Raw genomic sequence first — 26,057 nt, 5'->3', positions numbered from 1 at the left:
GGTCTTCGCCCCACCACTCGGCACCTCGCCTAGGCTCGGTGTGCCCTCACTCCGGCTTGAATCCGTGGGCCGCCGCGATGGGCCATCCTTGGCCCAGCGCGGCTAACCCGGCGTCCTGCCGGGTTACCCACAGATTCAAGCCTGCGTTCGGCCAGCGTGGTTTTACGGGGCGACTGAGATCAACGTCAAAAGCAGAATCAAAAGCCAGAGCCAGAGCCAGAGCCAGAGCCAGAGCCAGAGCCAGCACTGCTGTGCTTCTCTGTGGGAGCTGGCTTGCCTGCGATGGCCGCGCCCCCAATTCAATTGACACCCCACCGTGGACAGCGTCCGCCTCAGGCGATGATTCAGCCGAAAAAGGAACCTCCACATGCTTCAGTTAATCCTCGGCGGTGCCCGTTCCGGCAAGAGCCGGCTGGCCGAAAAGCTCGCCGGCGACAGCGGTTTGCCGGTCATCTACATCGCCACCAGCCAGCCGCTGGATGGGGAGATGAGTGAGCGCGTCGCTTTGCATCGCCAGCGTCGGCCCGACGCTTGGGGTTTGATCGAAGAGCCCGTCGAACTGGCGCGGGTGCTGCGTGAAAACGCCGCGGCGGATCGTTGCCTGCTGGTAGATTGCCTGACCCTCTGGCTCACCAATCTGCTGATGCTCGAAGACCCGGCGCGCTTGGCGTTTGAGCGTGATCAGTTGTTGGAAACCCTGGCGTCGCTGCCGGGTGAAATCATTTTTGTCAGCAACGAAACCGGTCTCGGTGTCGTGCCGCTGGGCGAATTGACTCGCCGCTATGTGGATGAAGCCGGTTGGCTGCATCAAGCCTTGGCCGAGCGGTGTCAGCGTGTTGTCCTGACGGTTGCCGGCCTGCCCCTGACATTGAAAGGTACCTCGTTATGACTGATTCCTGGTGGCTCAATCCCTGCAAGGCAGTTGACGCCTTGGCACATGAACAAGCACTGGCGCGCCAGCAGCAGTTGACTAAGCCGGCTGGCTCGCTCGGGCAGCTGGAGGCGTTGGCGGTGCAACTGGCCGGGCTGCAAGGTCAGGTCAAACCGTCGGTGGATCAACTGTGGATCGCGATTTTTGCCGGTGATCATGGGGTGGTTGCCGAAGGTGTTTCGGCGTTTCCCCAGGAAGTGACCGGGCAGATGCTGCATAACTTCGTCACCGGCGGCGCGGCCATCAGCGTGCTGGCGCGGCAGTTGGGTGCGCAACTGGAAGTGGTCGACCTCGGCACGGTCACGCCGTCGCTGAACTTGCCGGGTGTGCGTCACCTGAATATCGGCGCGGGCACCGCCAACTTCGTCAAGGGCCCGGCGATGACCGAAGCCCAGGGGCGACTGGCGCTGCAAGCGGGGCGTGACAGCGTGCTGCGTGCGCGTGAATCGGGCGCGCAGTTGTTTATCGGTGGCGAGATGGGCATCGGCAACACCACGGCGGCGAGTGCACTGGCGTGTGCCTTGCTCGATTGCCAAGTGATCGACCTGACGGGCCCCGGTACCGGTTTGAATGCCCAGGGCGTCAGCCACAAAGTCGCGGTCATCGAACGTGCGCTCGCATTGCATGCCGGGCAACGCGGCGACGCATTGCAGACCCTGTTCAACCTCGGTGGTTTTGAGATCGCTGCGCTGGTCGGCGCTTACCTGGCGTGTGCTCAGGAAGGCATCGCCGTGCTGGTGGATGGTTTCATCTGCACCGTCGCCGCGCTGGTCGCCACGCGCCTGAACCCGGCATCCCGTGAGTGGCTGCTGTTTGGTCATCGGGGTGCCGAGCCGGGCCATCGTCATGTGCTGCAACACCTCGACGCCCAGCCGTTGCTGGAACTCGGCCTGCGCCTGGGCGAAGGCAGCGGCGCGGCGCTGGCAGTGCCGATGCTGCGCCTGGCCTGCGCGCTGCACGGGCAGATGGCGACCTTCGCTGAAGCCGCTGTGGCAGACCGCCCGGCATGACCTTGCACCTGGACCTGCTGCGTCACGGCGAAACCGAGCTGGGTGGCGGCCTGCGTGGCAGTCTGGATGATGCGTTGACGGCCCGAGGCTGGGAGCAGATGCGCGCCGCCGTGGTGGCGCGGGGGCCCTGGGATCGTTTGGTCAGCTCGCCGCTGCAGCGTTGCGCGCTGTTTGCCCATGAGTTGGGCGCACGGCTCGACGTGCCGGTCAGTCTGGAAAAAGACCTGCAGGAATTACACTTCGGTGCCTGGGAAGGGCAGAGCGCGGCAGCGCTGATGGAAACCGACGCCGCAGGGCTTGGCCTTTTCTGGGCCGACCCCTACGGCTTTACGCCGCCCAACGGCGAACCTGTCAGCGACTTTTCCGAACGTGTTTTGGGCGCGGTCTCACGCCTGCATCAGGCGTATGCCGGCGAGCGGGTGTTGCTGATCAGTCATGGTGGCGTGATGAAGTTGCTGCTGGCGCGGGCGCGAGGCTTGCCCCGCGAGCACTTATTGAATATCGACGTCGGCCACGGCGGCTTGTTCAGCCTGCAGGTCGGCGCAGATGGTGTGTTGAAGGAAGGAGCCTGAGCATGCTGCCGTTCATGATCGCCCTGCAATTTCTCAGCAGTCTGCCCGTAAAATTGCCGGGCATGCCGCAGCCGCAGGAAATGGGCCGTTCGTTGCTGTTTTACCCGCTGGTAGGCTTGCTGTTCGGGCTGCTGCTGTGGGGCCTGAACACGGTGCTGATGGGCGCGCCATTGTTGCTGCACGCGGCGCTGTTGCTGACGGCCTGGGTGCTGCTCAGCGGCGGCTTGCACCTGGACGGCCTCGCCGACAGCGCCGACGCCTGGCTCGGTGGCTTCGGCGACCGCGAACGCACGCTGACCATCATGAAAGACCCGCGCAGCGGCCCGATTGCGGTGGTTACCCTGGGTCTGGTGTTGCTGCTCAAGTTCACCGCGCTGGTGGCATTGATTGAGCAACACAACGGCGCTGCGCTGATCCTTGCGCCGCTGATCGGTCGGGCTTCGATGCTGGCGCTGTTCCTCACTACGCGCTATGTGCGTGCAGGAGGTTTGGGGCAGGCCTTGTCGGATCACTTACCCAGGGTTGTCGGCCAACAGGTGCTGATCCTCAGTGGCCTGGCCTGTATCCTGATCGGCGGCTTCAGTGGCGGAATCGCCGTGCTGCTCGCGGCCGTCTGTTTTGTCGGGTTGCGTCAACTGATGGTCAATCGGTTGGGCGGCACCACCGGCGACACGGCCGGGGCCCTGTTGGAGCTGCTGGAAATGGCGGTTCTGGTGGGCCTGGCGTTGTAACGCTTTCTTGCAATTCCTTAATCCCGGGTATATACACGCTCTATGCTTGCCTCCCAATGTTTATGCACCAACCTGCGACGCGCCGCGCGTGGCGTCAGCAGGCATTACGACGGCGCTCTCGACGGCTTCGGGATCAACGTTGCTCAGTATTCTCTGCTGTGTAACCTGCAGCGCCTCGACCAACCGAGCATTTCCAGCCTGGCCGACGCCATGGGCCTGGATCGCAGTACGCTGGGGCGCAATTTGCGCGTGCTGGAAGGCGAGGGCCTGGTGCGCCTGGTCGAGGGCGACGACCTGCGTAACCGCCTGGTGCAGTTGACCGAGGCGGGCGAAGAACGCCTGGCGGCGGCCTTGCCGGCGTGGGAGGCGGCGCAACAAAAATTGATCGATCAACTGGGCGCGGAAAAACGCGAAACCCTGTTGGCCTTGCTGGACGAACTCGCCTGAGGGCGGGTGTGTTCGAATACAAGCGGGTATATACCCGCGAGCGGAGAATAAGAAATGACCTCGATGTGGCGCACCAGTGGCTGGGTTCTTGTGGGGAGTGCGTTGATCCTGGCGTTGTCCCTGGGCGTACGGCATGGCTTCGGCCTGTTTCTGGCGCCGATGAGTACGGAGTTCGGCTGGGGCCGTGAGACCTTTGCCTTTGCGATTGCCCTGCAAAACCTGATCTGGGGCCTCGCGCAGCCATTTACCGGCGCCTTGGCCGATCGTTTTGGCGCGACCAAAGCGGTTTTTGTCGGCGGAGTGCTGTACGCCGTGGGCCTGGTGCTGATGGGCATGTCCGATTCGGCGTGGTCACTGTCACTCAGTGCGGGCTTGCTGATTGGGATCGGCCTGTCGGGCACCTCGTTCTCGGTGATCCTGGGTGTGGTTGGCCGCGCCGTAGCACCGGAGAAGCGCAGCATGGCCATGGGCATCGCCAGCGCCGCCGGGTCTTTCGGTCAATTCGCCATGGTCCCGGGTACCTTGGGGTTGATCGGCTGGCTGGGCTGGTCGGCGGCCTTGCTGGCGCTGGGTCTGATGGTGGCGCTGATCCTGCCGCTGGTGGCGATGCTCAAGGACAAACCGCTGCCGGTCATGGTCGGCCAGCAAACCCTGAGCGAGGCGTTAAAGGAAGCCTGTTCCCACTCGGGGTTCTGGCTGCTGGCCTTTGGCTTTTTCGTTTGTGGTTTTCAGGTGGTGTTTATTGGTGTGCATTTGCCGGCGTATCTGGTGGACCAGCATCTGCCGGCAAGGGTGGGGACCACGGTGCTGGCCTTGATTGGCTTGTTTAACGTGTTCGGCACCTACACCGCAGGCTGGCTCGGTGGCCGTATGTCCAAGCCGCGGTTGCTGACCGGGTTATACCTGTTGCGTGCGGTGGTGATTATGCTGTTCCTGTGGGCGCCGGTGACGGAAGTCTCGGCCTACCTGTTCGGCATGGCCATGGGGTTCTTGTGGCTGTCGACTGTTCCGCTGACCAACGGCACGGTCGCGACGCTGTTTGGTGTGCGAAACCTCTCAATGCTCGGTGGGATTGTGTTCCTGTTTCACCAACTCGGTTCGTTCCTGGGCGGCTGGTTGGGTGGGGTGGTCTATGATCGAACCGGCAACTACGATTTGATCTGGCAGGTGGCAATTCTCTTGAGCCTGCTCGCGGCGGCATTGAATTGGCCGGTGCGCGAGCGGCCGGTCGCGCGATTGCAGGCGCAGATGGAGGCGGCATGAGTGTGACGGTGCGGTGTTTGGCCCTGGCGGCAGGGCTGGTGCTGTTGCTGCTGGCCTGGGCAGGCTGGCAACACGGTGGTCTGGCGTTGATGCAGTTGGGCATGGCGATCTGTTAAGTTCGTGGTCTGAAGAATTCAAGGACCTCCGACATGCACATGCGCTGGCTGGCAGTACCCGTCCTGATGGCAATTGGCAGTGTGGCGATGGCTGCCAACTGCCCGCCGTTGCTTGAGGGCCAATTGCCCAAGCTGCGGGCCAAGGAATCCATTGACCTGTGCCAGCGTTTCGCCGGCAAGCCGTTGGTGATCGTCAATACAGCGAGTTTTTGTGGGTTTGCGCCGCAGTTCAAAGGGCTTGAGGCTTTGTATCAGCACTACAAAGGCCAAGGGCTGGAAGTGATTGGCGTGCCGTCCGATGATTTCAAGCAGGAAGCCAAGACCGGCGAAGAGACGGCCAAAGTCTGTTACGTGAATTATGGCGTGACGTTTACCATGACCGAGCCGCAGAAGGTCAAGGGACCGGATGCGGTACACCTGTTCAAGATCCTGGCGCAGCAAACCAGTGCGCCGAAGTGGAATTTCTACAAGTACGTGGTCGACCGGCAAGGCAAAGTGATTGCCAATTTCTCCAGCCTCACCAAGCCCGACAGCCCGGACTTGATCAAGGCCGTGGAGCAGGCGCTGGCGTCGAAACCCTGATTGTCACGTATTAAAAAGCCCCGCTTCCTTTGCAGGAGAGCGGGGCTTTTTTGTACCGCTGTGAATCAGAAGCGGTAAGTCATGCCCAGGCCAAAGCCGTTGGCACTGTTTTCGTACTTGGCGTTGTAGCTGGCCAGTGCGTTGGAGCGGTTGACCTTGACGTCTTCTTCCTTCAGGTAGGAGTAGGCCAGGTCGACGGTCATGTTTGGCATGACCTCATAGCCCAGACCCAGGCTGAAGATGGTGCGGTCGCCGGTAGGAATACGTGGCGAGCGGTCAGTGTTATTGGTGGGCGACTGATCGAACGTCAGGCCGGTACGCAATACCACTTGCTTGGTCAACTGGTACGAAGTACCCACGGCGTAAGCCCAGGTGTCATGCCAGTTCTGGTCTTCTTTGATAGTGCCGACCAGCGACGGTGCGAGTACGCCACCGGCTGCGCCACCGACCACACCTTCGTTCTTCACGGTGATGTCTTTCAGGCGGCTCCAGCGGGTCCAGGTGGCACCGGCATAGAGTTTCCATGCGTCGGTGAGGTCTTGGGTGACCGACAGATCGTAGGATTCAGGTGTGTCGATCTTCAACGAGGCGTCGTAGCGGTTGCTGCGCAGGAAGCCGGAAGTCGCAGTAGGCGCGGTGACTTCGGTGTGGCCGTCCAGCTTGTAGCTGACCTTGGAGTGGTAGGTCAGGCCGACGCGGGTAGTGTCGGTGGCCTGTACCAGCACGCCAATGTTGAAACCGAGTGCAGTGTCGTCACCCTTGATCTTGATATTGGTGTCTGGCGCGGCGGCGTTCAGCGTCAGGTCCGATTCCAGGGTACCGGCGATGCGGTTGATGGTCGGGCCGAAACCAACAGAAACGCGGTCGTTGAAGGCGTAGCTGACGGTAGGTTGCAGGGTGATGACTTTAACTTCGCTCTTGCTGCCGAAGCCACGACCCTGGAAGCCGCTTTCATAATCGGTCACCAGACCGAACGGGGCATAGACGCCGAAACCGACTGCCCACTGATCGTTGAGTTTATTGGTGTAGAAGCCGAAAGGAACAGCAGTGAAAGGCACCATATCGCCTTTGTTGCTGCCGCGTGAACGGCCGCTGACATCGCTGATATCGGTGGAGGCATCAATGGCTGCAACACCGCCGGTGATTTGCTGGCCGTTCAGGCGAGCCATACCGGCAGGGTTACCGTAGACAGTACTTGCATCATCGGCAGAAGAGGAGCGACCTGCGAAGCCTGTACCCATCCCGCTGACGCTCTGTTCGTTGAGTGCAAATCCGCTTGCAAACAGTTGGGAAGATGCCATGGCAACGGCGAGGCTAAGTGTGGTCTTGAGCATTACTTTTTTCATTATTAGAACTCCGTGGTGATCACCGCTGCGGAAAGTAACAATAATTTTAAGATCGCGCTATAGGCTGTAAGGCAGGAGATAGAGCGGTTTTGTAGGACAATCCGACCAAAATCAACGTTTTTAGCCGAATCTTGCAAAACGCCTGATCAACAAGTGACCTGATTCATGGGTGAAACACAGGTTTTCCAGGCTTGGGTGAAATCCCGCAGCCGTCCTTGAGGGTGAAATATTTCTTTCCAGATACGCGCCATGGCCAGTACATCACCGGCTGGCGGCAGTGCAGGGCGATGTTGTTCGACCAGCAGCCAGGCAATGGCGGTGGCGTAACGCAGGTTGACGGTCAGTTCCAGCTGGGGCGCACTGAGGAAGGCATGTTGACTGGCCAGGCCGCGGACCAGGCTGGCGCGTTCGGGGTCCAGCGCCAGGTAATCATCCCAAAGCGCACGGTGGCGAGGCTCGGTGATGCTGTACAGGCCGTGGCCCCGTCGATCATGCAACGCGGAACCCAATTCCGACTGGCTGGCGGCAATGCCCAGCAGCAGGGATTCAGCAGTCTGGTTATGGCGGCCGAGGTAGAGCAACGTCGGCCTGATCACATAACGACACAATTCGCTGGCAGCGATACCCATACAAGCCTCAATCCATGAAAGTGGTCGACGGTGCCTGAGAGGGGGGCTTGGCAGCTGTGAATCGGATCTCAGGCCCGTCGCAAGCGGATCACGCCGCTTGAGTTGAAGTGTAGTGTCATATTTACGATGTAAAGGACTGTTTTTAAAACATCTTCTTCATTTAGTTATAACGTTTATATCTATTTGAACTTAGCGTAATCATTCGAAACCTGAATATCAGGCAATAAAAAACCCTGTGTTTTAAACAGGGTTTTTTGTGTTTCAGCGACTCGGGTCGATCAGGCAACCAGTGCCTGACGGGTACGCTCGATCACGGCCTGCAGCGGTTCTGCGCTGGAGTATTGATCGGGGTACAGGCGTTCGCTGTGACGAGCGATGCCGTGTTCGTTGACCAGGGTGAAGCTGAAGCAGCCTTTGCGAGCGGCCATGATCAGGCAGTTCATTGGAGCAAAAGCGTTGGTGAGGGTGCGAATGGCATCCTGAGTGTGGATAGTGGACATAGTTATTGGTGTTCCTACAAATGACACGGTTAAGAACCGTGCAACGTTAAAACGTTCCAGTGACGTTGATCACCATTGATCAAACGAAGAACCCGACTGGAACAAAGCAGCCAGTTTGAAGCGCTGATAAGTTAGGCGCGCTTGGGCTGGCAGGTAGGTACTTAGGAGGGCAGGCAGCACAACAGGGGCAAAGGTTCTGGGCCCGGGGTGAAGATCCTGATCAATTTGCAGGCTGGTTCGGTCAGAGTATTGAAACTTCGCGGCACCCTTTGCTTGTTCAAAGGCAGTGTCGTCGCAAGTGATACCTGGAAACCATCGAGGTGGTCGATCCCGTGTTGTTCAGGGGAGTTGTTCGACCAGAATTGACTTTCAGCTTGGTACTAACGCCGCGGATAGTAACGGATTGAAACACGGAAGGGAAGTGTGATAGCCAAAAAAATCAATCAGCCGCCGATCACGCTGCGATAAACCAGCACAGTGACTGCGGCTGCCAGCGAACACCCCAGCGCGTAGGCCGCGAGGGTCAGACGCCAGGAGCGCCCTGTCTCGATCACCTGGATCACGTCGCGCATGTCATTGATCCGCCCTTCACCCAGTTCGATGCACAGGCTTACTGCCGTAAAGGCCGCCGACAGCAGGATGGCAATCGCGAACAGCGCGCCGTCGGGGGAGGGCAGTGCTGCGCTGATTCCCAATGAGGTCGCACTGATAGCCAGCAGCAACAGGGCAAATAGCAGAATTCCTTTCATCGACCTATACAGGGTTGAGTCGTCGGTCGGGCAGTGTGGCGAGCCCGGAACGATTTGAAAAGTCCTCGGGTTTTGCGCAGCGGTAACATTTTTCGCGCGGTTGAAGCTAAAAACCTTGTCGATATAACCACTGAGTGGGTACTTGTGCACATTAGTTGCGAACTGTGTAACCACGCCGTCAAGGGCCAGGAAACGTCGCCATTTGCCTGCAATGAAAATTTAAGTCAATGAAAAATATCGCTTTTTTTTATTGGTGAAAAAATCGTCAGTTTGACTGCGACCCCCGTTCCATGGGCCTTTGCGCGAGTTAAACGCGGGTTGTCCACTGAGTTATCCACAGCTTCTGTGGATTGTCCCGAGCGCTTGCTCTAGAACGGGCGTGCAGGTTTTTTTCAGCTTTACCTGTACGAAAAAAAGAGTAGAGTGGCGCGCCTTCCGATCTGTCCCACAGTGCTTTATGAAGTTTCGCTCAGTATCACCTTCTGTTACCGATACCCCTCAAACTGTTACCGCACCCAAGCGCTTTTCTTTGAAAGTTGCCTTGTGGCTGCTCGACAGCCCGCGTCTGGGGCATAACACCAACGTAAAGCACTTTGCAGGGCGTTTGCTCAAGCAGCCGGCCCGCGAAGGTGTGGTCGCCGCCCAGAGCCGCTTGGGTCAGTTGATGTGCCGCGAGTGCGATAACGCCCGTGACCGCCGTATCGGGCACGATCTGCTGCGCTCGGCCGCTCGTGCCGGTGATCGCTGCGCTCAGCGCGAACTGGGTCAGGTCGAAGACTGAGCTGTCGTCTAGCCTTGTGCTCCGTTAACCTCTCCCTTTTTTGGTGATGGCAGAAATGGCTATGGCTTTTGACTGGACCAGTATTGCCTTGGGCCTTGCCGGCGCTGGCGTGCCGTTACTGGCGCTGTGCTGGCAGATTCAACGGCGGCTGACCGCGCGCACCACCGGTTGGGAATTGCTTGAAGAGCGTCTTGCCACCGCCCAGCTCGCGCAGGAAGGGCTTGCGGCTCAACTCGACGCCAGTCGCGACGAGATCAGCGACCTGAGCCAGGCCAACTCGGCAAAACAAGCAGACTTGGCAGCCATGCGCCGTGAAGTCGAATTGCTGCAGATCGACCGCGATAATGCCCGCGACGCCGCCCATGCCTGGAACCTCGACCGCAGCGCCAAGGAAACCGAGCTAAGGCGTCTGGACGCCTTATCGGCCGCCCTGCGTGCAGAACTGCGTGAGCAACAAGACAGCCATCAGCAGCGCCTCACCGACTTGCAGGGCTCGCGCGACGAGCTGCGGGCGCAGTTTGCCGAGTTGGCCGGGAAGATCTTCGATGAGCGCGAGCAGCGTTTTGCCGAAACCAGCCAGGAACGTCTCGGGCAGTTACTTGATCCGTTGAAAGAACGCATCCAGTCGTTTGAAAAACGCGTTGAAGAGAGCTACCAGAACGAAGCGCGCGAACGCTTTTCTCTGGCTAAAGAGCTTGAACGCCTACAGCAACTGAACCTGCGTCTGTCGGACGAAGCCACTAACCTGACCCGCGCCCTCAAGGGCCAGAAAACCCAAGGCAATTGGGGTGAGCTGATCCTTGAGCGTGTGCTTGAACATGCAGGCCTGGAAAAGGGCCGTGAGTATCAGACTCAGGTCAGCCTTAAAGGCCCGGACGGCGAGCGCTTTCAGCCGGACGTGTTGATCATGTTGCCCGGTGACAAGCAGGTGGTGGTCGACTCCAAGGTCAGCCTCACGGCCTATCAACAGTACGTTGCGGCAGATGATGAGGTGATCGGTCAGGCGGCGTTGAAGCAGCACGTGCTGTCCCTGCGTAATCACGTCAAAGGCTTGGCGGGTAAGGACTACAAACGTCTGGAAGGCCTGCACAGCCTGGATTTTGTGCTGCTGTTCGTGCCAATCGAGGCGGCTTTTTCCGCCGCGTTGCAGGCCGAGCCCAACCTGTTCCAGGAAGCCTTCGACCGCCATATCGTGATCGTCAGCCCCACCACGTTGCTGGCAACCCTGCGGGTGATCGACAGCCTGTGGAAGCAGGAACGCCAAAGCCAGAATGCCCGGGAAATTGCCGAGCGCGCCGGCTGGCTGTACGACAAGTTCGTGCTGTTTATCCAGGACCTGGATGAAGTGGGCAACCGACTGCAACAGTTGGATAAAGCCTACAGCGCGGCGCGAAACAAGCTGACGGACGGGCGTGGAAATCTGGTCAGCAGGACCGAGCAATTGCGCTTGCTCGGCGCCCGCGCCAGTAAAAGCCTGCCGGCTGATTTGCTGGAAAAAGCGATGACCGATGCCGATGGTGTGGCGCACATACCGGAGTAGGCCACAGCCCCTGTGGGCGCTGGCTTATGTGGGAGCTGGCTTGCCTGCGATGCGGGCAACTCGGTTGTTCAGGGACACCGCAGTGATGCTATCGCAGGCAAGCCAGCTCCCACACAAGCCAGCTCCCATCGGGTATTCGAGTCAACTGCGCCTACAGCGGCAAGTGCCGACTCAACAACGCCCGCAGCGCCGCGGGCTTCACCGGCTTGGCCAAATAGTCCAACCCCGCCGCATGCACCTCGGCCACCCTTTCCGGGCGCCCGTCGGCACTGATCACCACCCCTGGAATCGGCTCCGCCAGTTGGGCGCGCAGCCAGCCCATCAGCTCAGTCCCGGTTTCGCCGTGGTCCAGGTGGTAATCCACCAACGCCAGTTGCGGACGCACGCCGTCAGCCAGCAGCGCTGCGCATTGCGCCTGGTCAGTGGCGGTCCACACTTCGCAGCCCCAGCGCGTCAGCAAGCTGCGCATGCCAATCAGAATGCTTTCTTCGTTATCGACACACAGCACCTGCGCGCCGCTCAACGGCAGCCCGTTATCGCGTGCTGCCTTGACCTGCGGGCTGGCTTGATTGCGCGCCAGCGGCACGCGCACGCTGAATACGCTGCCCTTGCCCGGCCACGAGCGCACGCTCAAGCGGTGGCCCAGCACGCGGCACAGGCCATCGGCGATCGCCAGGCCCAGGCCCAGGCCTTTCTCGGCGCGGGTCTGGTGGCTGTCCAGGCGTTTGAATTCTTCGAAGATCACCTGCTGTTTATCCAGCGGTATGCCTGGGCCGCGGTCCCAGACTTCCAGGCACAGCTCGTTCTTGCGCCTGCGTACGCCGAGTAACACTGGGCCGTCGGCATAGCGGAAGGCGTTGGTCAGAAAATTCTGCAAAATTCGCCGCAACAGTTTGATGTCGCTGTCCACCCGCAAGCGGCTGCCACGCAGGCGGAAGCGTAAACCTTGCTCCTGAGCCAACACCTTGAATTCAGCACCCAGCGTGTCAAACAGTTCGTTGAGCGCAAACGGCTGTCGCTGCGGATTGATTTTGCCGTTTTCCAGGCGCGAGATATCCAGCAAGTCGCTGATCAGGTCTTCGGCGGAACGCAGCGAACTGTCCAGGTGCTGCACCAATTGGCGGGCCTCGCCTGACAAACCGTCATTCTGGTGGGAGAGGGCGGCGGAAAACAGCCGCGCCGCATTCAACGGCTGCATCAAGTCATGGCTCACCGCTGCCAGAAAGCGCGTCTTCGATTGGCTGGCCGATTCGGCCACGCCTTTGGCATCCGTCAGTGCCACATTCAACTGCGACAGTTCATGGGTACGCTCGGTCACCCGCCTTTCCAGGCCTTCATTGGCCTCCGTCAGCGCCTGCTCGGCCTCGCGGAACGCGGTGATGTCGGTGAAACTCATGACAAAGCCGCCGCCGGGCATCGGGTTGCCGATCAGCTCGATCACGCGGCCATTGGGAAACAAGCGCTCGGAGGTGTGCGCACGGCCCTGGCGCATCCAGTGCAGGCGTCGCGCCACGTGCACCTCCGCCTCACCCGGGCCGCACAGGCCGCGCTCAGCGTTGTAGCGAATAATGTCGGCAATCGGCCGGCCGACGCTGATCAAGCCTTCGGGATAATTGAACAATTCCAGGTAGCGCCGGTTCCACGCCACGAGCTTCAGCGACTGATCGACCACGCTGATGCCTTGGGTGATGTTTTCAATCGCGCCTTGCAGTAGGGCGCGGTTGAATTGCAGTACTTCGGAGGCTTCGTCGGCGATCCGGACTACGTCCTCCAGCTGCATTTCCCGACCTTCAATGGCGGCCTTTACCACGGCACGCGTCGAAGAAGCCCCGAGTACGCCGGCGAGCAGCCTTTCGGTATGGGCGATCCAGTCGTTATCGGCATTCTGGTTGGGGTTAAAACCCTTGCCCTGGCGATAGGCGAAGCGAATAAAACTTTGCTGGGCGCGCTCCTCGCCGACAAAACGCGCCGCAAGGCTGAGCAGATCGCTGATCTGCACCGACAACATTGAGCGGGCGCTGGCGCGCTGGCTGATTTCCTGGCCGATAAAACGCCCGGCCTGCCAGTGTTCGGAAACCCGCGTGCGCGACAGCATCGAGACCCACACGAACAGGGTGAAGTTACCTGCCAGGGAGAACACCGTGCCCAAAGTCAGTGAGGTCACGGACAAGCCAAACGGGTGGGAATGCATCCACGTGAGGCCGGGAAAAAGGCTGAGCGACCAGCCCAGACTTTTCGCCGTCACGGGTAGGACCAAGGTGTAAAACCACAGGAACGTGCCCGCCGCCAGCCCGGCAAACACACCGCGCCGGTTAGCCTGTTTCCAGTACAGCGCGCCCAGCATCGCCGGGGCCAATTGAGTCACGGCGGCAAAGGCGATCTGGCCGATCGTCGCCAGGCTCGCCGTGGAGCCGAGCAGGCGGTAACTCACATAGGCCAGCAGCAGAATGATCACAATGCTGACGCGGCGCACCGACAGCATCCAGTGGCGGAACACTTCGAACGGCCGCTCGGCGCTGGAGCGACGCAACAGCCAGGGCAGCAGCATGTCGTTGGACACCATGGTCGACAGCGCGATGCTGGCCACAATCACCATGCCGGTCGCCGCCGACGCACCGCCGATAAACGCCAGCACAGCGAGGGCCGGATGGGCTTCGGCCATGGGCAGGCTGATGACGTAGGAGTCCGGCAGTACTGAACCGGGCAGCAGCATTTTGCCGCCGAGGGCGATGGGGATCACGAACAGCGCGGCGAGGATCAGGTAAGCCGGGAACACCCACTTGGCCAGGCGCAAATCCTGAGGGTCGATGTTCTCCACCACGGTCACATGGAACTGCCGGGGCAGGCAGATAATCGCCATCATCGCCACGCCGGTCTGCACCACCATCGAGGGCCAGTTGATGGTCTCTTGCCAATACTCTTCCAGCCGCGGTGCAAGCATCGCCTGGCTGATCAGGTCGCCGAAACCGTCATACAGACCGTAGGTCACAAACGCACCGACTGCGAGAAAAGCGAACAGCTTGACCAGGGATTCAAATGCGATTGCCAGCACCATGCCGCGGTGGTGCTCGGTGGCGTCGAGGTTGCGCGTACCAAACACAATGGTAAACAGCGCGAGTACCAGCGACACGATCAAGGCCGTGTCCTGCGCGCGCGTGCCGGTGGTGTCGGCACCTGCGCCAATCAGCAGGTTCACGCCCAGCACAATGCCTTTGAGTTGCAGGGCGATGTAAGGCAACACGCCGACCAGACAGATCAGCGCCACCACCACAGCCAGGGATTGGGATTTGCCGTAGCGCGCGGCGATAAAGTCGGCAATGGAGGTGATGTTTTCCTGCTTGCTGATCAGAATCATCTTCTGCAGCACCCAGGGCGCCAACACCAGCAGTAGAACGGGGCCGAGGTAGATCGGTAAAAACGCCCACAACTGTTCAGCCGCCTGGCCTACAGCGCCAAAAAAGGTCCAGCTGGTGCAGTAAACGGCCAGCGACAGGCTGTACACCCAGGCGCGCATACGCGGGGGCAGCGGCGCACGACGGCGGTCACCGTAAAAGGCGATGGCAAACATAATGGCCATATAGGCCAGGGCAACGGCGGCGATCAGCCCGCTGGACAGCGTCATGGTAACTCCGAGCATAAGAACGCCCGGGCATTCCAGGCCCGGTTGGACAGTCTCGCATGATGCCTGGGGTTAGTCAGTGTCGACCAAGGTCGCGTGCATGGCTTTTGTGGGAGCTGCTTGTGTGGGAGCCGGGCTTGCCCGCGATAGCATCACCACGGTGTCAATGTCACACCGCGGTGCTTTTATCGCAGGCAAGCCAGCTCCCACACAAGCCGAGTCCTACCGTTTGCGGGGCGGCAGAGTCTTTTGGCGCAGGATATAGATCGTCACGAGCACGGCACTGGTCAGCATGAACCCGCGCGCCCACGGGAGTGGCACCAGGTAGCAAGAGAAGCCGATGCTCAGCCACATCAGGCCGATGGCGTAGACCTTGCCTTTAAGCGGAATGCCATTGCCGTCCAGGTAGTCGCGAATCCATGGGCCAAGCCGCGGGTATTGTACCAGCCAATCGTAAAAGCGCGGGGAGCTTCGAGCGAAGCAGGCGGCGGCGAGCAGCAGGAAGGGGGTGGTCGGGAGTACCGGCAGGAAAATGCCGATCACCCCCAACGCTACGCTCAGCCAGCCGATGGCCAGCAGCCCGTAGCGCAGGAGAGGCGAGCGATTGCCCATGGGTGTCACGGGCAAACGACTCAGTGGTGACGTGGCTTGAGGATCGCCGGTTTTTCGTCAGGCGCGTTGCACAGCAGGTACAGCGCGGTGAGGGCTTCCGGGATCTGCACGATCATGTCGTCCATCAGGTTGGCGTCGGACGCGATGTCGGAGAATTCCGGCTGGTCGTCGAACAGGCCCGAACCGACCATGATCGGCAGCAGCATTTCGCTGACTTCTTCCTCGGCGGTTTCGAACCAGGCGGCTTCGCGCAGGAACACGCCTTCCATGAAGCCGATGCACCATCCGCGCAGGTCGGAGTCATCCGGCTCTTCGCCGAGGTCCAGGTCGCATGGCAGCTCGAATTCCTCGTCGGCGGCCAGTTGGCGGCCGATGTGGGCCTTGAGGGCCAACAGGGTGGATTCGATTTCTTCGCGCTGGGCTGCATCGGCGTAATGCGGCTCTTCGGCAAACAAGGCGTCGATCCACTCACGGTCCGGCACGATGTCGGAAGAGATCGACAGGGCGGTCAGGTAGCCGTGAGCTGCCACGTAGTCCAGCGCCTCGTCATGCAGCTCATCGGCGTCGAGGAAGGCTTGCAGGCGGGTTAGTTGCTCAGCGAAGGACATTGACGGATTACCTTGGGAATAAACGATGCGCAATTCTAGGCTTTCTTGAGCGCCCAGGCCAGCCGCCATGCAGATTTGCCAGGTTTTAGAGACGGGCTGCAATTCGTCAGCGGCACCCTTTGAGCGATGTCGCTCGGGTATACTGCCGCGTTTTGTGATGCCCCTGCAGGCCGAGCGCCACCCCGCGAAAACTTCGCTTACGGATTATTTCCCGTGCCCCCGTGTTTTTTCGGCCAGCCTGTACAGAGGGATTTCGGCACCATTTTGGAGTTTTACATGCTCGAGCAGGCTCAACGCGTCCTCAAGGACATCTTCGGCTACGACAGTTTTCGTGGCCGCCAGGGTGCGATCATTGAGCGCGTGGCCAATGGCGGTGACGCCCTGGTGTTGATGCCTACGGGCGGCGGCAAGTCGCTGTGCTTTCAGGTGCCGGCTTTGCTGCGCAACGGGCTGGCGGTGGTGGTGTCGCCGTTGATCGCATTGATGGACGATCAGGTGGCTACGCTTGAGGAGCTGGGTGTCGCCGCTGCGTCGTTGAACTCCACCCTCAGTGCCGAGCAGCAGCGCGACCTCGCCGCACGGATCAAGCGTGGTGAAGTGAAGATGCTTTACCTGGCCCCCGAGCGCCTGGTGCAGCCGCGCATGCTGGCCTTTTTACAGAGCCTGGAAATCGCCTTGTTTGCCATCGACGAGGCCCACTGCGTATCGCAATGGGGTCACGATTTCCGTCGCGAATATTTGCAGTTGGGGCAATTGGCCGAGCTGTTTCCCGATGTTCCGCGCATCGCCCTCACCGCGACTGCCGACAAACGGACCCGCGAAGAAATCGTCGAGCGCCTGCATTTGCAAAATGCCGAACGCTTTCTGTCAAGCTTCGACCGGCCGAATATTTTCTACCGCATCGTGCCCAAGGAGCAGCCGCGCAAGCAGTTGCTGGCGTTCCTGTCCGAGCGGCGCAGCGATGCGGGCATCGTCTATTGCCTGTCGCGCAAGAAGGTCGATGAAGTTGCTGCGTTTCTCTGCGAGCAAGGCTACCCGGCGCTGCCGTACCACGCGGGCTTGCCCAACGAAACGCGCTCCGCTCACCAGAAGCGCTTCCTCAACGAGGAAGGCCTGATCATGGTGGCCACTATTGCGTTCGGCATGGGCATCGACAAATCCAACGTGCGTTTCGTTGCGCACATGGACCTGCCCAAATCCCTTGAGGCCTACTACCAGGAAACCGGCCGCGCCGGCCGTGATGGCCTGCCGGCGGACGCCTGGATGGTTTACGGCCTGCAAGACGTGGTGATGCTCAAGCAGATGCTGCAGAACTCCGAAGGCGACGAGCGCCACAAGCGCCTGGAGCAACACAAGCTCGACGCCATGCTGTCGCTGTGTGAAGAAACCCGTTGCCGCCGCCAGACGCTGCTCGCGTACTTCGATGAAGACATGCCCCAGCCGTGCGGCCACTGCGATAACTGCGTCGACGGTGTGCAGACCTGGGATGCCACGGAACCGGCACGCCAGGCGTTGTCGGCCATCTACCGTACCGGCCAGCGCTACGGCGTGGGCCATCTGGTGGATGTCTTGCTCGGCAAGGACAACGAAAAGGTCCGCAGTTTTGGCCACGAGAAACTCTCGGTCTACGGCGTTGGTAAAGCCCGCGCCGAGGGTGAATGGCGTTCATTGTTCCGGCAAATGGTTGCGCGCAACCTGGTCGATATCGACATTGAAGGCTACGGCGGCCTGCGCTTGAACGACAGTTGCCGGCCGCTGCTCAAGGGCGAAGTCAGCCTTGAACTGCGCCGCGACCTCAAGCCGCAAACCACCGCCAAGAGCAGCACCAGCCAGGCCAGCCAGCTCGTACGGGGCGAAGAGCGCGAGCAGTGGGAAGCGTTGCGCACCCTGCGGCGCAAACTGGCGCAGGAACACAGCGTGCCGCCTTACGTTATTTTTCCCGACTCCACCTTGCTGGAAATGCTGCGCGAGCAGCCGACCAGCAAGGCCGAGATGGCCAGGGTCAGCGGCGTGGGCGCGCGCAAGCTGGAGCGATATGGCCAGGCTTTCCTTGAAGTGCTCGGCGGGCAGGCTGAGGCGCCGAAGGAAGTCGCCGATATTCGCCACGAACTGATCAGCCTGGCGCGTGCCGGCATGACCCCGATCCAGATCGCCGGCCAGCTGCAATGTTCGGAAAAAAACGTCTACACGTTGCTGGCTGAATCCATCGGCAAGCAACAGTTGTCCCTGGAGCAGGCCCTTGATTTACCGGAAGATTTGCTCGGTGAAATCCAGGACGCCTTTCTCGATGGCGAGGGCGAATTGCCAGCAGTCGCAGAGATTGCGCCGCTGTTCACCGGGCGAGTTCCAGAGGGTGTTTTGTACTGCGTACGGGCCGCTTTGCAGTCCGAATTCGAGATTTAGTACGTCAATTACGACAATGTAACGAATCAGTACATAGCGACGCTTGCCTACTGGCATGGCTCATGCTTAGCTGACTAATAATTAGCCACACTTTAATTTCAGTCTAAATCATGAGTTTTTTATGCCGTTAACCGATCAACACCGATTTGGCATGCAGTTGGCGCAAATGTCCCGAGGTTGGCGCGCTGAGCTGGACCGCCGTCTGGCGGGGCTGGGCTTGTCCCAGGCACGCTGGCTGGTGCTGTTGCACCTGGCCCGTTTCGAAGAAGCCCCGACTCAGCGCGAACTGGCACAGAGCGTTGGGGTGGAAGGGCCGACCCTGGCTCGGCTGCTCGACAGCCTGGAAGGCCAGGGTTTGGTGCAGCGTCAGGCGGTGCTGGAAGACCGCCGTGCCAAGCGCATTTTGCTGTGTGACACGGCCCGCCCTCTGATCGAACAGATCGAAACCATCGCCACGGCACTGCGCCATGAGCTGTTTGTGGGCGTGGATGAAGCTGATTTGAGTGTGTGCATGCGCGTGCATGGGCATATTCTGGCAAACCTCGAAAAGCCCTGATCGCAAGCATACCGCAGGTCAAAATGTGGGAGCTGGCTTGCCTGTGATGGCGGTGTATCAGTCGCCAAACAAGCTGACTGAACCGCCCCCATCGCAGGCAAGCCAGCTCCCACAGTTGGTTTTGCATTCGGGTGTTTAGAAGGTCTGGCCCAGGTTCAGATACACCGCCTGCTCATTGGCATCATTGAACCCGTAGCTGAAATTCAGCGGCCCCAACGGCGTATCAAACCCCAGGAAAATACTCGCAGCGTTGATATACCCGCTGTCGAACTGGTTGTCGTTGTTCCACGCCCGGCCTCGTTCCATCGAGGCCCCGAGGTACAGCGGGAAGTCCAGCGGCAGGTACGAGCGCGGCGTCAGGCGGCGGTAGTACACCGCGCGCATCAGGGCGATGTTTTGCCCCGAGATCGCATCTTCACGAAAGCCTGACAGCTGCCGCGCACCGCCCAGCAGGAAGCTGGAAATAACTACGTCGGATTTATCCAGGGTGCGCCCATAACGGCCGCCCAGTATCAGCGTGTCCGGGCCTCGGCTCATGGCCTTGTCCAGCTTGAACTCCCATTGGCGGTAGCGCTGGTCCGAGCCCAGGCCGGGTTCGAATTCGCGAAACGCCAAGCCAATGTCTTCGCCGGTGTGGGGGAAGTACACGTTATCGAAGGAGTCGAAGGAGTACTTCAGTTCATAGAACCCTTCGCTGAAGCTCACGCTCGGCAGGTCGCGGTCGCCGATGCGCACATCCGCCTTGCCCCAGGCTTCGCCGACGCCGAAACGGATCTCGCCGCTGTTGCCGATCTGCCGCCCCACGTTCAAGCCAAAACCGTAGCGTTCCAGGCGGTATTCGGAGATCGGGTCGTTGTCCAGAATCAGTTCAACGTTCTGCGCCTGGGCACTGATGTAGGGCGCGACGAAGTAGCGTGAGCCGGTGTCCATCGGCTGGTAGAACTCGCTGTACAGTTCTTGGCGATCACCGATCTGCACCCGCGTCAGCCATTCGGCGCCGAGGCGGTTGATGCCGTTCATGCGGTAGCTGGCGCCGAGGTTGAAGGCGCTGTCGCCACGCATGTCGTCCGACAGGTTCAGGCCCAGCCGCAAATAGTCGGTGCCGCTGCGTTTGCCGCGCGCGCTGATCACCAGGGTGTTGTCCTGGCCCTTTTTCACCACGCGGTATTGCACCTGCTCGAAATAATCCAGGCCGTACAAAGTGCCCATGTCGGTTTGCAGTCGGCCCAGGTTCAGCGGCTCGCCGAGGGTTTGGCGAATGTAATAGCGGATTACGTCGTCGCTGACCTTCGAGTCGTTCTCTACTTTGATAGCGGTGATCACCGGCGTGCGTTCGCCCGGGGTGCGCGCCGCCACCAGTTCCGGGTCGATCGGTTGGGCGGGGCGCAAATGCGCCAGGCGCACGTCGAGGGCGCGGGTGGCGCGGTAACCGGCGTCGATCATGTCCTTGGCACGACCAAAATCCGTCACGCCGTAGGCCGCCAAGGGAGGCTGGATCAGCACGTCTTTCGGATTCAGGGCCTTGAGCTGTTCTTCTGAGTTGCGCCGGGTCATCAGGGTGATGGACTGGTTAAGCACGTCCACCACGGTGTTCAGCTGTTTACGCGAACGTAACGGGGTGCCGATGTCGACCACGATGGCAATGTCGACGCCCATCTCCCGTGCCACATCCAGCGGGATGTTGTCCGTCATGCCGCCGTCCACCAGCAGCCGGCCGTCAATTTCTACCGGGGCGAACACCGCCGGGATCGACATGCTGGCGCGAATCACCTGGGGCAGATGGCCCTTGTTGAACACCACTTTTTCGCCGGTGGTGATGTCGGTGGCCACGGCGCGGAACGGGATCGGCAGCTTGTCGAAATTGCGCGTGTTGCTGCTGTGGGCAAACATGCTTTCCAGCAATAACGCGAGGTTCTGGCCCTGGATCACGCCGAGTGGCAGGCCGAGGCTGCCGTCGTCGCGAAAGCTGAGTTTCTGTTTGACCAGGAAATCCCGGTCATCCTGCTTGCGCCGAAATGGCACGTCTTCGCGCGGTGGTGCGTCGGACAGCGCCTGTTGCCAGTCGATACTCAATGCGAGTTTTTCCAGCTCATCGATCTTGTAGCCCGATGCATACAGCCCGCCAATCACCGCGCCCATGCTGGTGCCGGCAATCGCATCAATCTGGATGCCTTGCTCCTCAAGGGCTTTGAGCACGCCGATGTGTGCCAGGCCACGGGCGGCGCCGCCGGACAGCACCAGTCCGATTTTCGGGCGTGGGCCTTCAACGGCGTCGGCGAGGAGGGGGATCAAACACAAAAAAACACAGGACAGCAGGCGGCGCATCATGAATCTCGGGGCTGGGCGATAAAGGCCGGTATTATAGCCGCCGGATCCACCGAGCCCGTTACGCCAGGAATCTCTCAAATTATGTCCGCGAACAAACCCGAGATCGTCATCACCTATTGCACCCAGTGCCAGTGGCTGCTGCGCGCTGCGTGGCTGGCTCAGGAATTATTGAGTACGTTCAGCGACGACCTGAGCCGCGTGGCGCTGGAGCCGGCCACGGGCGGTGCGTTTCGCATCACCTGCGATGGCGTGCAGATCTGGGAACGCAAGGCCGATGGCGGCTTTCCGGAAGCCAAAGTGCTCAAGCAGCGCGTGCGCGATCAGATCGACCCGCAACGCGACCTGGGGCACAACGACCGCACCGCCTGATGATCAGGCGGTGGCCGTCGGTGGCTTGGCTTGGCTGGCGCTGCCCATCAAGCCGGACAACACGATGGCGACGATGATCAGTGCGCCGCCGAGCAGCATGCGCACGGTGGGGGTTTCGGCGAACAACAGCCAGGCCACGGTGATGCCGTAGAGCGGCTCCATGGCGAACACCACCGATGCGGTGCGTGCTTTGATCACTGCGAGGCTGGCGACAAACAGGCTGTGGGCCAGGCCGGTGCAGAACACGCCGAGCAGCCCGATCCATAACCAGTCGATTGCGCGTACATCTGCCAACCCCGGCGCCGCCACGGGCAGCAGGCAGGCGGCGACCACCACGTTTTGGCACAGCGCTGCCTGTACCGCCGGAATCCGCCCGGCGCTGGCGCGGTTGTTCAGTGACAATAAAGAGAACAAAAGCCCTGAGGCGATCCCCCACAGCAGCCCGCCCGTGGCCTCGCTGGCGAGGTTAAAGTCCGGCGTCACCAGCACCAGACCAACAGTCACCAAGGCCACCAGCAGCACTTCGTTGGCGCGAATGCGTTCGCGGAAAATCAGCCCTTCAAGTATTACGGTAAACGCCGGGAAGGCAGTAAACCCAAGGGTGGCGACGGCCACGCCGGCGATTTTGACGGCAATGAAAAACGTCACCCAATGCGCTGCCAGCAGCACGCCGCTGATCAGCAGCCGGCGCCAGTCGCGCATTTCCAGTGTCTTCCAGGGCGCATTGCTGGCAAATCGCGCAAAGACCGCCAGGGCCACCACGGCAAAGGCGGCACGGCCAAATACGATGATGGCCGGCGAGGCGGCCGCCAGCTTGCCGAATACACCGGTGAGGCCAAACATCAATGCGCCGATATGCAGGGCGCCGAGGGCTGAGCGGGGAGTCATTGCGATCCTTGAACAGGCGGGGGTGACAGAAATCGCAGTCTAGAGGGTGCGGGGGCGGGCGTCTGTCGTCCGGCTCGCGATTTTTAGCGCAAGACTCTTCCTACGACGCGCGACGCAGCGCGCCTGGGGAGGCACCAAACTCGCGCAGCATTGCGGCGGCAAACGCACTTTGCGAGCTGTAGCCGACGCGGTCGGCGATTTCACCAATGGGCAGCGGCGTTTCCTTCAGGAGGCTCAAGGCCATTTTCAGGCGACGGCTGCGCAGGTAGTCCATCGGCGTCTGCCCGCATTCCGCCATAAAGCGCGCATGCAGACGCGCCACGGAAAGGTCGGCGATGCGCGCAAGGTCGGCCACTTGAAGTGGGCGCGCCGCGTGCCGTTCGATATGCGCGTTGAACGCCGCGTAGGGCAGGCGCCGCCCTGGCACAGGTCTGGCGAGGGGGTGGTTGAGGCTGGCCAGCAACAGCACGGCGCCCTGCTGGACAATCAACGGATCATCCACCGGGCTGTGCGCCAGCCATTGCACCAGTTGGCTTTGCCGGGAATCCAGGGCCAGGCGCGCGGGCCTGTCAAGCAGGCGGCGGCTGGCGTCGGCATGCTCACCCAGCGATTGCAACACCCAGTGTTCCGTCGGCACATCCAGCACCAGGCAACGGCTGCCATCACGGCTGCCACAGGCATGATGGGCGGAGAAGGGCAGCACCATCACGCTGCTTTCGTGCACCTGGCTGCCACGGCTATCGACTTCCAGGTCCAGGTGCCCGGACAGGCCAAACACCAACTGCGCATGGTCATGGCTGTGGGCGAGGGGCGCTTCGATGTAGTGGCGTAGCGTGAGGGTCGGGCTCATCGCGGTCTCCTGGGCTGCAGGCTGCCAGTCTACAACGCTTCGCGGCCGCCGGGCGCTGTCATCAGACTGACGCACAGTTGTCATGGGCTATTAATCGCGGGGGCGCAAGCTCGCGAAAACACCGTCGAGGGATGCCCATGACCAGTGCCGAGTTCGCCAAACCCAGCCGTAAACAACGGGTGCGTACCCTGTGGATTTCCGATGTGCATCTGGGCACACGGGATTGCCAGGCCGAACACCTGTCGCAATTCCTCAAGGGCTACCACGCCGACAAGGTTTACCTGGTGGGCGACATTATCGACGGCTGGAAAATGCGCGGCGGCATGTATTGGCCCCAGGCCCACACCAACGTGATCCGTCGCCTGCTGACCATGGCCAAGCGTGGCACCGAAGTGATCTACGTCACCGGCAACCACGACGAATTCCTGCGCCGCTATTCCAAGCTGATCCTGGGCAATATCCAGTTGGTGGATGAGGCGGTGCACGTCACCGCCGATGGCCGGCATTTGTTGGTGATCCACGGCGACCAGTTTGATGTGATCACCCGTTACCACCGCTGGCTGGCGTTTCTCGGCGACTCGGCCTACGAATTCACCCTTACGCTGAACCGCTGGCTCAATCACTGGCGCGCGCGGTACGGGTATGGCTACTGGTCGCTGTCGGCTTACCTCAAGCACAAGGTGAAGACGGCGGTGAGTTTTATCAGTGATTTCGAAGAAGCCATCGCCCACGAAGTGACCAAGCGCGAGCTGCACGGCGTGGTGTGCGGGCATATTCACCATGCCGAAATTCGCAAGGTGGGCGAGGTGGATTACCTCAATTGCGGGGATTGGGTGGAGTCGTGCACGGCGTTGATCGAGCACTGGGATGGGAGTATCGAGTTGTACCGGTTGGCGGATGCGCAGGCGAAAGAGGCGCAGTTGAAGGCCGAGATGGTGACAGGCTGAAGGATTCACTCGGTGTGAAAAATGTGGGAGCTGGCTTGCCTGCGATAGCGGTCTATCAGTGAAAAATGGGGAGCTGACACACCGCTATCGCAGGCAAGCCAGCTCCCACAGTTTTGATTCGGTTTCGTCAGTGGCAAACATCAGCGATGGCTTGTGCCAGCAACGTCAGCCGCGTGGCATCAATACCGGCGACATTGGCCCGGCCCGAACTGACCATATAAACGCTGTGTTTCTCACGCAGTTGCTTCACCTGCTCGGCGCTGAGACCTGTGTAGGAAAACATCCCACGCTGCGCACCAATATGCGCAAACTGCTCGGCCAGCCCGTGTGGCGCCAGCGCGTCCACCAGCCCGGAGCGCAGCTGTGCAATGCGCGAACGCATGGCTTCCACTTCGTGGCTCCAGACGTTTTTCAGCTCACTATCGCCGAGGATCGTCGCGACGATTGCTGCGCCATGATCCGGCGGCGTCGACCACAAATTACGCGCCGTGTTAGCCAGCTGGCTGCGCACATCCGTGAGCTTTTCGGCGTCTGCCGCGCACACGATCAACGCGCCGACACGGTCGCTGTAGAGGCCGAAGTTCTTCGAGCAGGAGCTGGTGACCAGCACTTCCGGCAGCTCGGCGGCAAACAGCCGTACAGCCCAGGCATCCTGCTCCAGGCCGTCACCAAAGCCCTGGTAGGCGAAGTCGATCAGCGGCAGCAGTTGGCGCTCGCGCACGATCTGCAGCACTTGGCGCCAGTCATCCTGCGACAGATCGAAACCCGTCGGGTTGTGGCAGCAGGCGTGCAGCAACACCACATCGCCTTCTGGCACGGTGGACAGAGTCGCCAGCATCGCCGTTACATCCAGACGATTGTCGGTGCCCACGTAAGGGTAATGGCTGACCTTGAGCCCGGCCTTGGCAAAGATGCTTTCGTGGATCGGCCAGGTCGGGTTGCTCAGCCATACGCCGCGCCCGGGCAGGTGTTGGGCGATAAAGTCGGCACTCAGGCGCAGTGCGCCGGTGCCGCCCGGGGTCTGGGTCGCACCAGCACGGCGTTCGCGAATCAATGCAGAGTCGGCACCGAGCACCAGTTCGCTGATCAGCGTGCCGAATGCCGCGTTGCCATGGCCGCCGATATAGGTCTTGGTGGTTTGGGTATCCACTAAACGCTGCTCGGCGAGTTTCACCGAGTGCGGAATCGGCGTCAGGCCCTGATCGTCTTTGTAGACGCCCACGCCGAGGTCGAACTTGTTCGGGTTGGCGTCTGCGGCGTACAGGTCCATCAGCCCGAGAATCGGGTCGCCGGGTACGCGGCCAATCGCATCGAAATGCATTACTTGCGGCCCTCGGCGTCCTTGGCCACTTCGTCGGTGCGCGCGGCCATGATGAAGTCGTTGCGGTGCAGGCCTTTGATCGAGTGGCTCCACCAGGTCACGGTGACTTTGCCCCACTCGGTGAGCAGGCCCGGGTGATGGCCTTCGGCTTCGGAGATCTCACCCATGGCGTTGGTGAAGGCCAGCGCGAACTTGAAGTTCTTGAACAGGAAAACCTTTTCCAGCTGCATCACGCCGTCGCGCACTTCGATGTTCCAGTCGGGGATCTGCTTGATCAGTACCGGCAACTCTTCATCGCTGACTTGCGGGGCATCGGCGCGGCAGGCTTCGCAGTGGGCTTGGTTCAAGGTGGTCATGAA

The 26,057-nt window shown here is 60.8% G+C and carries 25 protein-coding genes; 13 read left to right on the top strand and 12 right to left on the bottom strand.

What is annotated here, in order from left to right; all coding sequences use genetic code 11:
• Positions 1–367: 367 nt before the first annotated feature.
• The 7 genes from cobU (at position 368) to BFW87_RS02585 (ending at position 5,652) form a co-directional block, all read left to right on the top strand.
• Positions 368–889, top strand: a complete 522-nt coding sequence (gene cobU / locus BFW87_RS02615) for a bifunctional adenosylcobinamide kinase/adenosylcobinamide-phosphate guanylyltransferase (RefSeq protein WP_078738425.1) — start codon at positions 368–370, stop codon at positions 887–889.
• Entirely contained in the window at positions 886–1,941 is a 1,056-nt protein-coding gene (cobT, locus tag BFW87_RS02610) for a nicotinate-nucleotide--dimethylbenzimidazole phosphoribosyltransferase (protein ID WP_078738424.1), read from the top strand. The genes cobU and cobT overlap by 4 nt, the downstream gene beginning before the upstream one ends.
• Complete coding sequence (gene cobC, locus BFW87_RS02605; RefSeq protein WP_078738423.1) at positions 1,938–2,513, top strand: alpha-ribazole phosphatase family protein; 576 nt, start codon at positions 1,938–1,940, stop codon at positions 2,511–2,513. The genes cobT and cobC overlap by 4 nt, the downstream gene beginning before the upstream one ends.
• Before the next feature lie 2 nt (positions 2,514–2,515).
• Positions 2,516–3,244 (top strand): adenosylcobinamide-GDP ribazoletransferase, encoded by a 729-nt coding sequence (locus BFW87_RS02600; protein WP_078738422.1) that lies wholly within the window; start codon positions 2,516–2,518, stop codon positions 3,242–3,244.
• 42 nt (positions 3,245–3,286) lie between these two features.
• Positions 3,287–3,691: a MarR family winged helix-turn-helix transcriptional regulator gene (locus BFW87_RS02595; protein ID WP_078738421.1), complete on the top strand. Its 405-nt coding sequence runs from the start codon at positions 3,287–3,289 to the stop codon at positions 3,689–3,691.
• 54 nt (positions 3,692–3,745) lie between these two features.
• Positions 3,746–4,954 carry an MFS transporter gene (locus BFW87_RS02590; RefSeq protein ID WP_078738420.1) on the top strand — a complete coding sequence of 403 codons (1,209 nt, stop codon included), beginning with the start codon at positions 3,746–3,748 and terminating at the stop codon, positions 4,952–4,954.
• A 149-nt stretch (positions 4,955–5,103) separates the two neighbouring features.
• On the top strand, positions 5,104–5,652 hold the full coding sequence (locus BFW87_RS02585) for a glutathione peroxidase (protein ID WP_078738419.1): 549 nt from the start codon (positions 5,104–5,106) through the stop codon (positions 5,650–5,652).
• A 65-nt stretch (positions 5,653–5,717) separates the two neighbouring features.
• Here BFW87_RS02585 and BFW87_RS02580 read toward each other — a convergent pair whose 3' ends face one another.
• The 4 genes from BFW87_RS02580 to BFW87_RS02560 all read right to left on the bottom strand — a co-directional run bounded on the left by BFW87_RS02580 (position 5,718) and on the right by BFW87_RS02560 (position 8,876).
• Positions 5,718–6,998, bottom strand: coding sequence for an OmpP1/FadL family transporter (locus BFW87_RS02580; RefSeq protein WP_078738418.1), 1,281 nt, complete (start codon positions 6,996–6,998; stop codon positions 5,718–5,720).
• Between the two features lie 146 nt (positions 6,999–7,144).
• A complete protein-coding gene (locus BFW87_RS02575) occupies positions 7,145–7,627 on the bottom strand; it encodes a hypothetical protein (protein ID WP_078738417.1) in 483 nt (160 codons plus the stop codon).
• Between the two features lie 278 nt (positions 7,628–7,905).
• The gene (locus tag BFW87_RS02570; RefSeq protein ID WP_024076751.1) at positions 7,906–8,127 is read right to left on the bottom strand and encodes a hypothetical protein; all 222 of its coding nucleotides are present in this window, start codon (positions 8,125–8,127) and stop codon (positions 7,906–7,908) included.
• A 443-nt stretch (positions 8,128–8,570) separates the two neighbouring features.
• On the bottom strand, positions 8,571–8,876 hold the full coding sequence (locus tag BFW87_RS02560; RefSeq protein WP_078738416.1) for a hypothetical protein: 306 nt from the start codon (positions 8,874–8,876) through the stop codon (positions 8,571–8,573).
• Positions 8,877–9,333: 457 nt separating this feature from the next.
• On the opposite strand from BFW87_RS02560, the gene BFW87_RS02555 reads away from it, so the two are divergent.
• Positions 9,334–9,657, top strand: coding sequence for a hypothetical protein (locus BFW87_RS02555; protein WP_078738415.1), 324 nt, complete (start codon positions 9,334–9,336; stop codon positions 9,655–9,657).
• A gap of 175 nt (positions 9,658–9,832) precedes the next feature.
• Positions 9,833–11,197, top strand: a complete 1,365-nt coding sequence (gene rmuC, locus BFW87_RS02550) for a DNA recombination protein RmuC (protein ID WP_176159698.1) — start codon at positions 9,833–9,835, stop codon at positions 11,195–11,197.
• 151 nt (positions 11,198–11,348) lie between these two features.
• Here rmuC and BFW87_RS02545 read toward each other — a convergent pair whose 3' ends face one another.
• From BFW87_RS02545 to BFW87_RS02535, 3 genes are all read right to left on the bottom strand, one after another.
• Positions 11,349–14,819 carry a hybrid sensor histidine kinase/response regulator gene (locus BFW87_RS02545; RefSeq protein WP_078738413.1) on the bottom strand — a complete coding sequence of 1,157 codons (3,471 nt, stop codon included), beginning with the start codon at positions 14,817–14,819 and terminating at the stop codon, positions 11,349–11,351.
• Positions 14,820–15,038: 219 nt separating this feature from the next.
• On the bottom strand, positions 15,039–15,428 hold the full coding sequence (locus BFW87_RS02540) for a YbaN family protein (protein ID WP_078738412.1): 390 nt from the start codon (positions 15,426–15,428) through the stop codon (positions 15,039–15,041).
• Positions 15,429–15,448: 20 nt separating this feature from the next.
• Positions 15,449–16,036: a UPF0149 family protein gene (locus BFW87_RS02535; RefSeq protein ID WP_078738411.1), complete on the bottom strand. Its 588-nt coding sequence runs from the start codon at positions 16,034–16,036 to the stop codon at positions 15,449–15,451.
• A 276-nt stretch (positions 16,037–16,312) separates the two neighbouring features.
• Here BFW87_RS02535 and recQ point away from each other — a divergent pair, with 276 nt between their 5' ends.
• Both recQ and BFW87_RS02525 read left to right on the top strand, forming a co-directional pair.
• A complete protein-coding gene (recQ, locus tag BFW87_RS02530; RefSeq protein WP_078738410.1) occupies positions 16,313–18,439 on the top strand; it encodes a DNA helicase RecQ in 2,127 nt (708 codons plus the stop codon).
• Between the two features lie 121 nt (positions 18,440–18,560).
• Entirely contained in the window at positions 18,561–18,995 is a 435-nt protein-coding gene (locus BFW87_RS02525; RefSeq protein ID WP_078738409.1) for a MarR family transcriptional regulator, read from the top strand.
• A 135-nt stretch (positions 18,996–19,130) separates the two neighbouring features.
• On the opposite strand, the gene BFW87_RS02520 is transcribed toward BFW87_RS02525, so the two are convergent.
• Positions 19,131–21,320 (bottom strand): patatin-like phospholipase family protein, encoded by a 2,190-nt coding sequence (locus tag BFW87_RS02520; protein WP_078738408.1) that lies wholly within the window; start codon positions 21,318–21,320, stop codon positions 19,131–19,133.
• An 84-nt stretch (positions 21,321–21,404) separates the two neighbouring features.
• On the opposite strand from BFW87_RS02520, the gene BFW87_RS02515 reads away from it, so the two are divergent.
• Positions 21,405–21,692, top strand: coding sequence for a SelT/SelW/SelH family protein (locus tag BFW87_RS02515; RefSeq protein ID WP_078738407.1), 288 nt, complete (start codon positions 21,405–21,407; stop codon positions 21,690–21,692).
• Between the two features lie 3 nt (positions 21,693–21,695).
• Here the strand turns inward: BFW87_RS02515 and BFW87_RS02510 are convergent, their stop codons facing one another.
• Together BFW87_RS02510 and BFW87_RS02505 are read right to left on the bottom strand one after the other, a co-directional pair.
• Positions 21,696–22,580 carry a DMT family transporter gene (locus BFW87_RS02510; RefSeq protein ID WP_078738406.1) on the bottom strand — a complete coding sequence of 295 codons (885 nt, stop codon included), beginning with the start codon at positions 22,578–22,580 and terminating at the stop codon, positions 21,696–21,698.
• Between the two features lie 100 nt (positions 22,581–22,680).
• Entirely contained in the window at positions 22,681–23,430 is a 750-nt protein-coding gene (locus BFW87_RS02505) for an AraC family transcriptional regulator (RefSeq protein WP_078738405.1), read from the bottom strand.
• 137 nt (positions 23,431–23,567) lie between these two features.
• On the opposite strand from BFW87_RS02505, the gene BFW87_RS02500 reads away from it, so the two are divergent.
• Positions 23,568–24,377 (top strand): UDP-2,3-diacylglucosamine diphosphatase, encoded by an 810-nt coding sequence (locus BFW87_RS02500; protein WP_078738404.1) that lies wholly within the window; start codon positions 23,568–23,570, stop codon positions 24,375–24,377.
• Positions 24,378–24,504: 127 nt separating this feature from the next.
• On the opposite strand, the gene BFW87_RS02495 is transcribed toward BFW87_RS02500, so the two are convergent.
• Positions 24,505–25,698, bottom strand: a complete 1,194-nt coding sequence (locus BFW87_RS02495) for an amino acid aminotransferase (protein WP_078738403.1) — start codon at positions 25,696–25,698, stop codon at positions 24,505–24,507.
• Positions 25,698–26,054, bottom strand: a complete 357-nt coding sequence (locus BFW87_RS02490; protein WP_017134918.1) for a 4a-hydroxytetrahydrobiopterin dehydratase — start codon at positions 26,052–26,054, stop codon at positions 25,698–25,700. The genes BFW87_RS02495 and BFW87_RS02490 overlap by 1 nt, the downstream gene beginning before the upstream one ends.
• Positions 26,055–26,057 lie beyond the last annotated feature (3 nt).

The organism is Pseudomonas fluorescens (assembly GCF_002022275.1).
Lineage (GTDB): Bacteria > Pseudomonadota > Gammaproteobacteria > Pseudomonadales > Pseudomonadaceae > Aquipseudomonas > Aquipseudomonas fluorescens_AJ.
The sequence above is the reverse complement of the archived record's forward strand: the minus strand, read 5'-3'. Positions and strand labels throughout refer to the sequence as shown.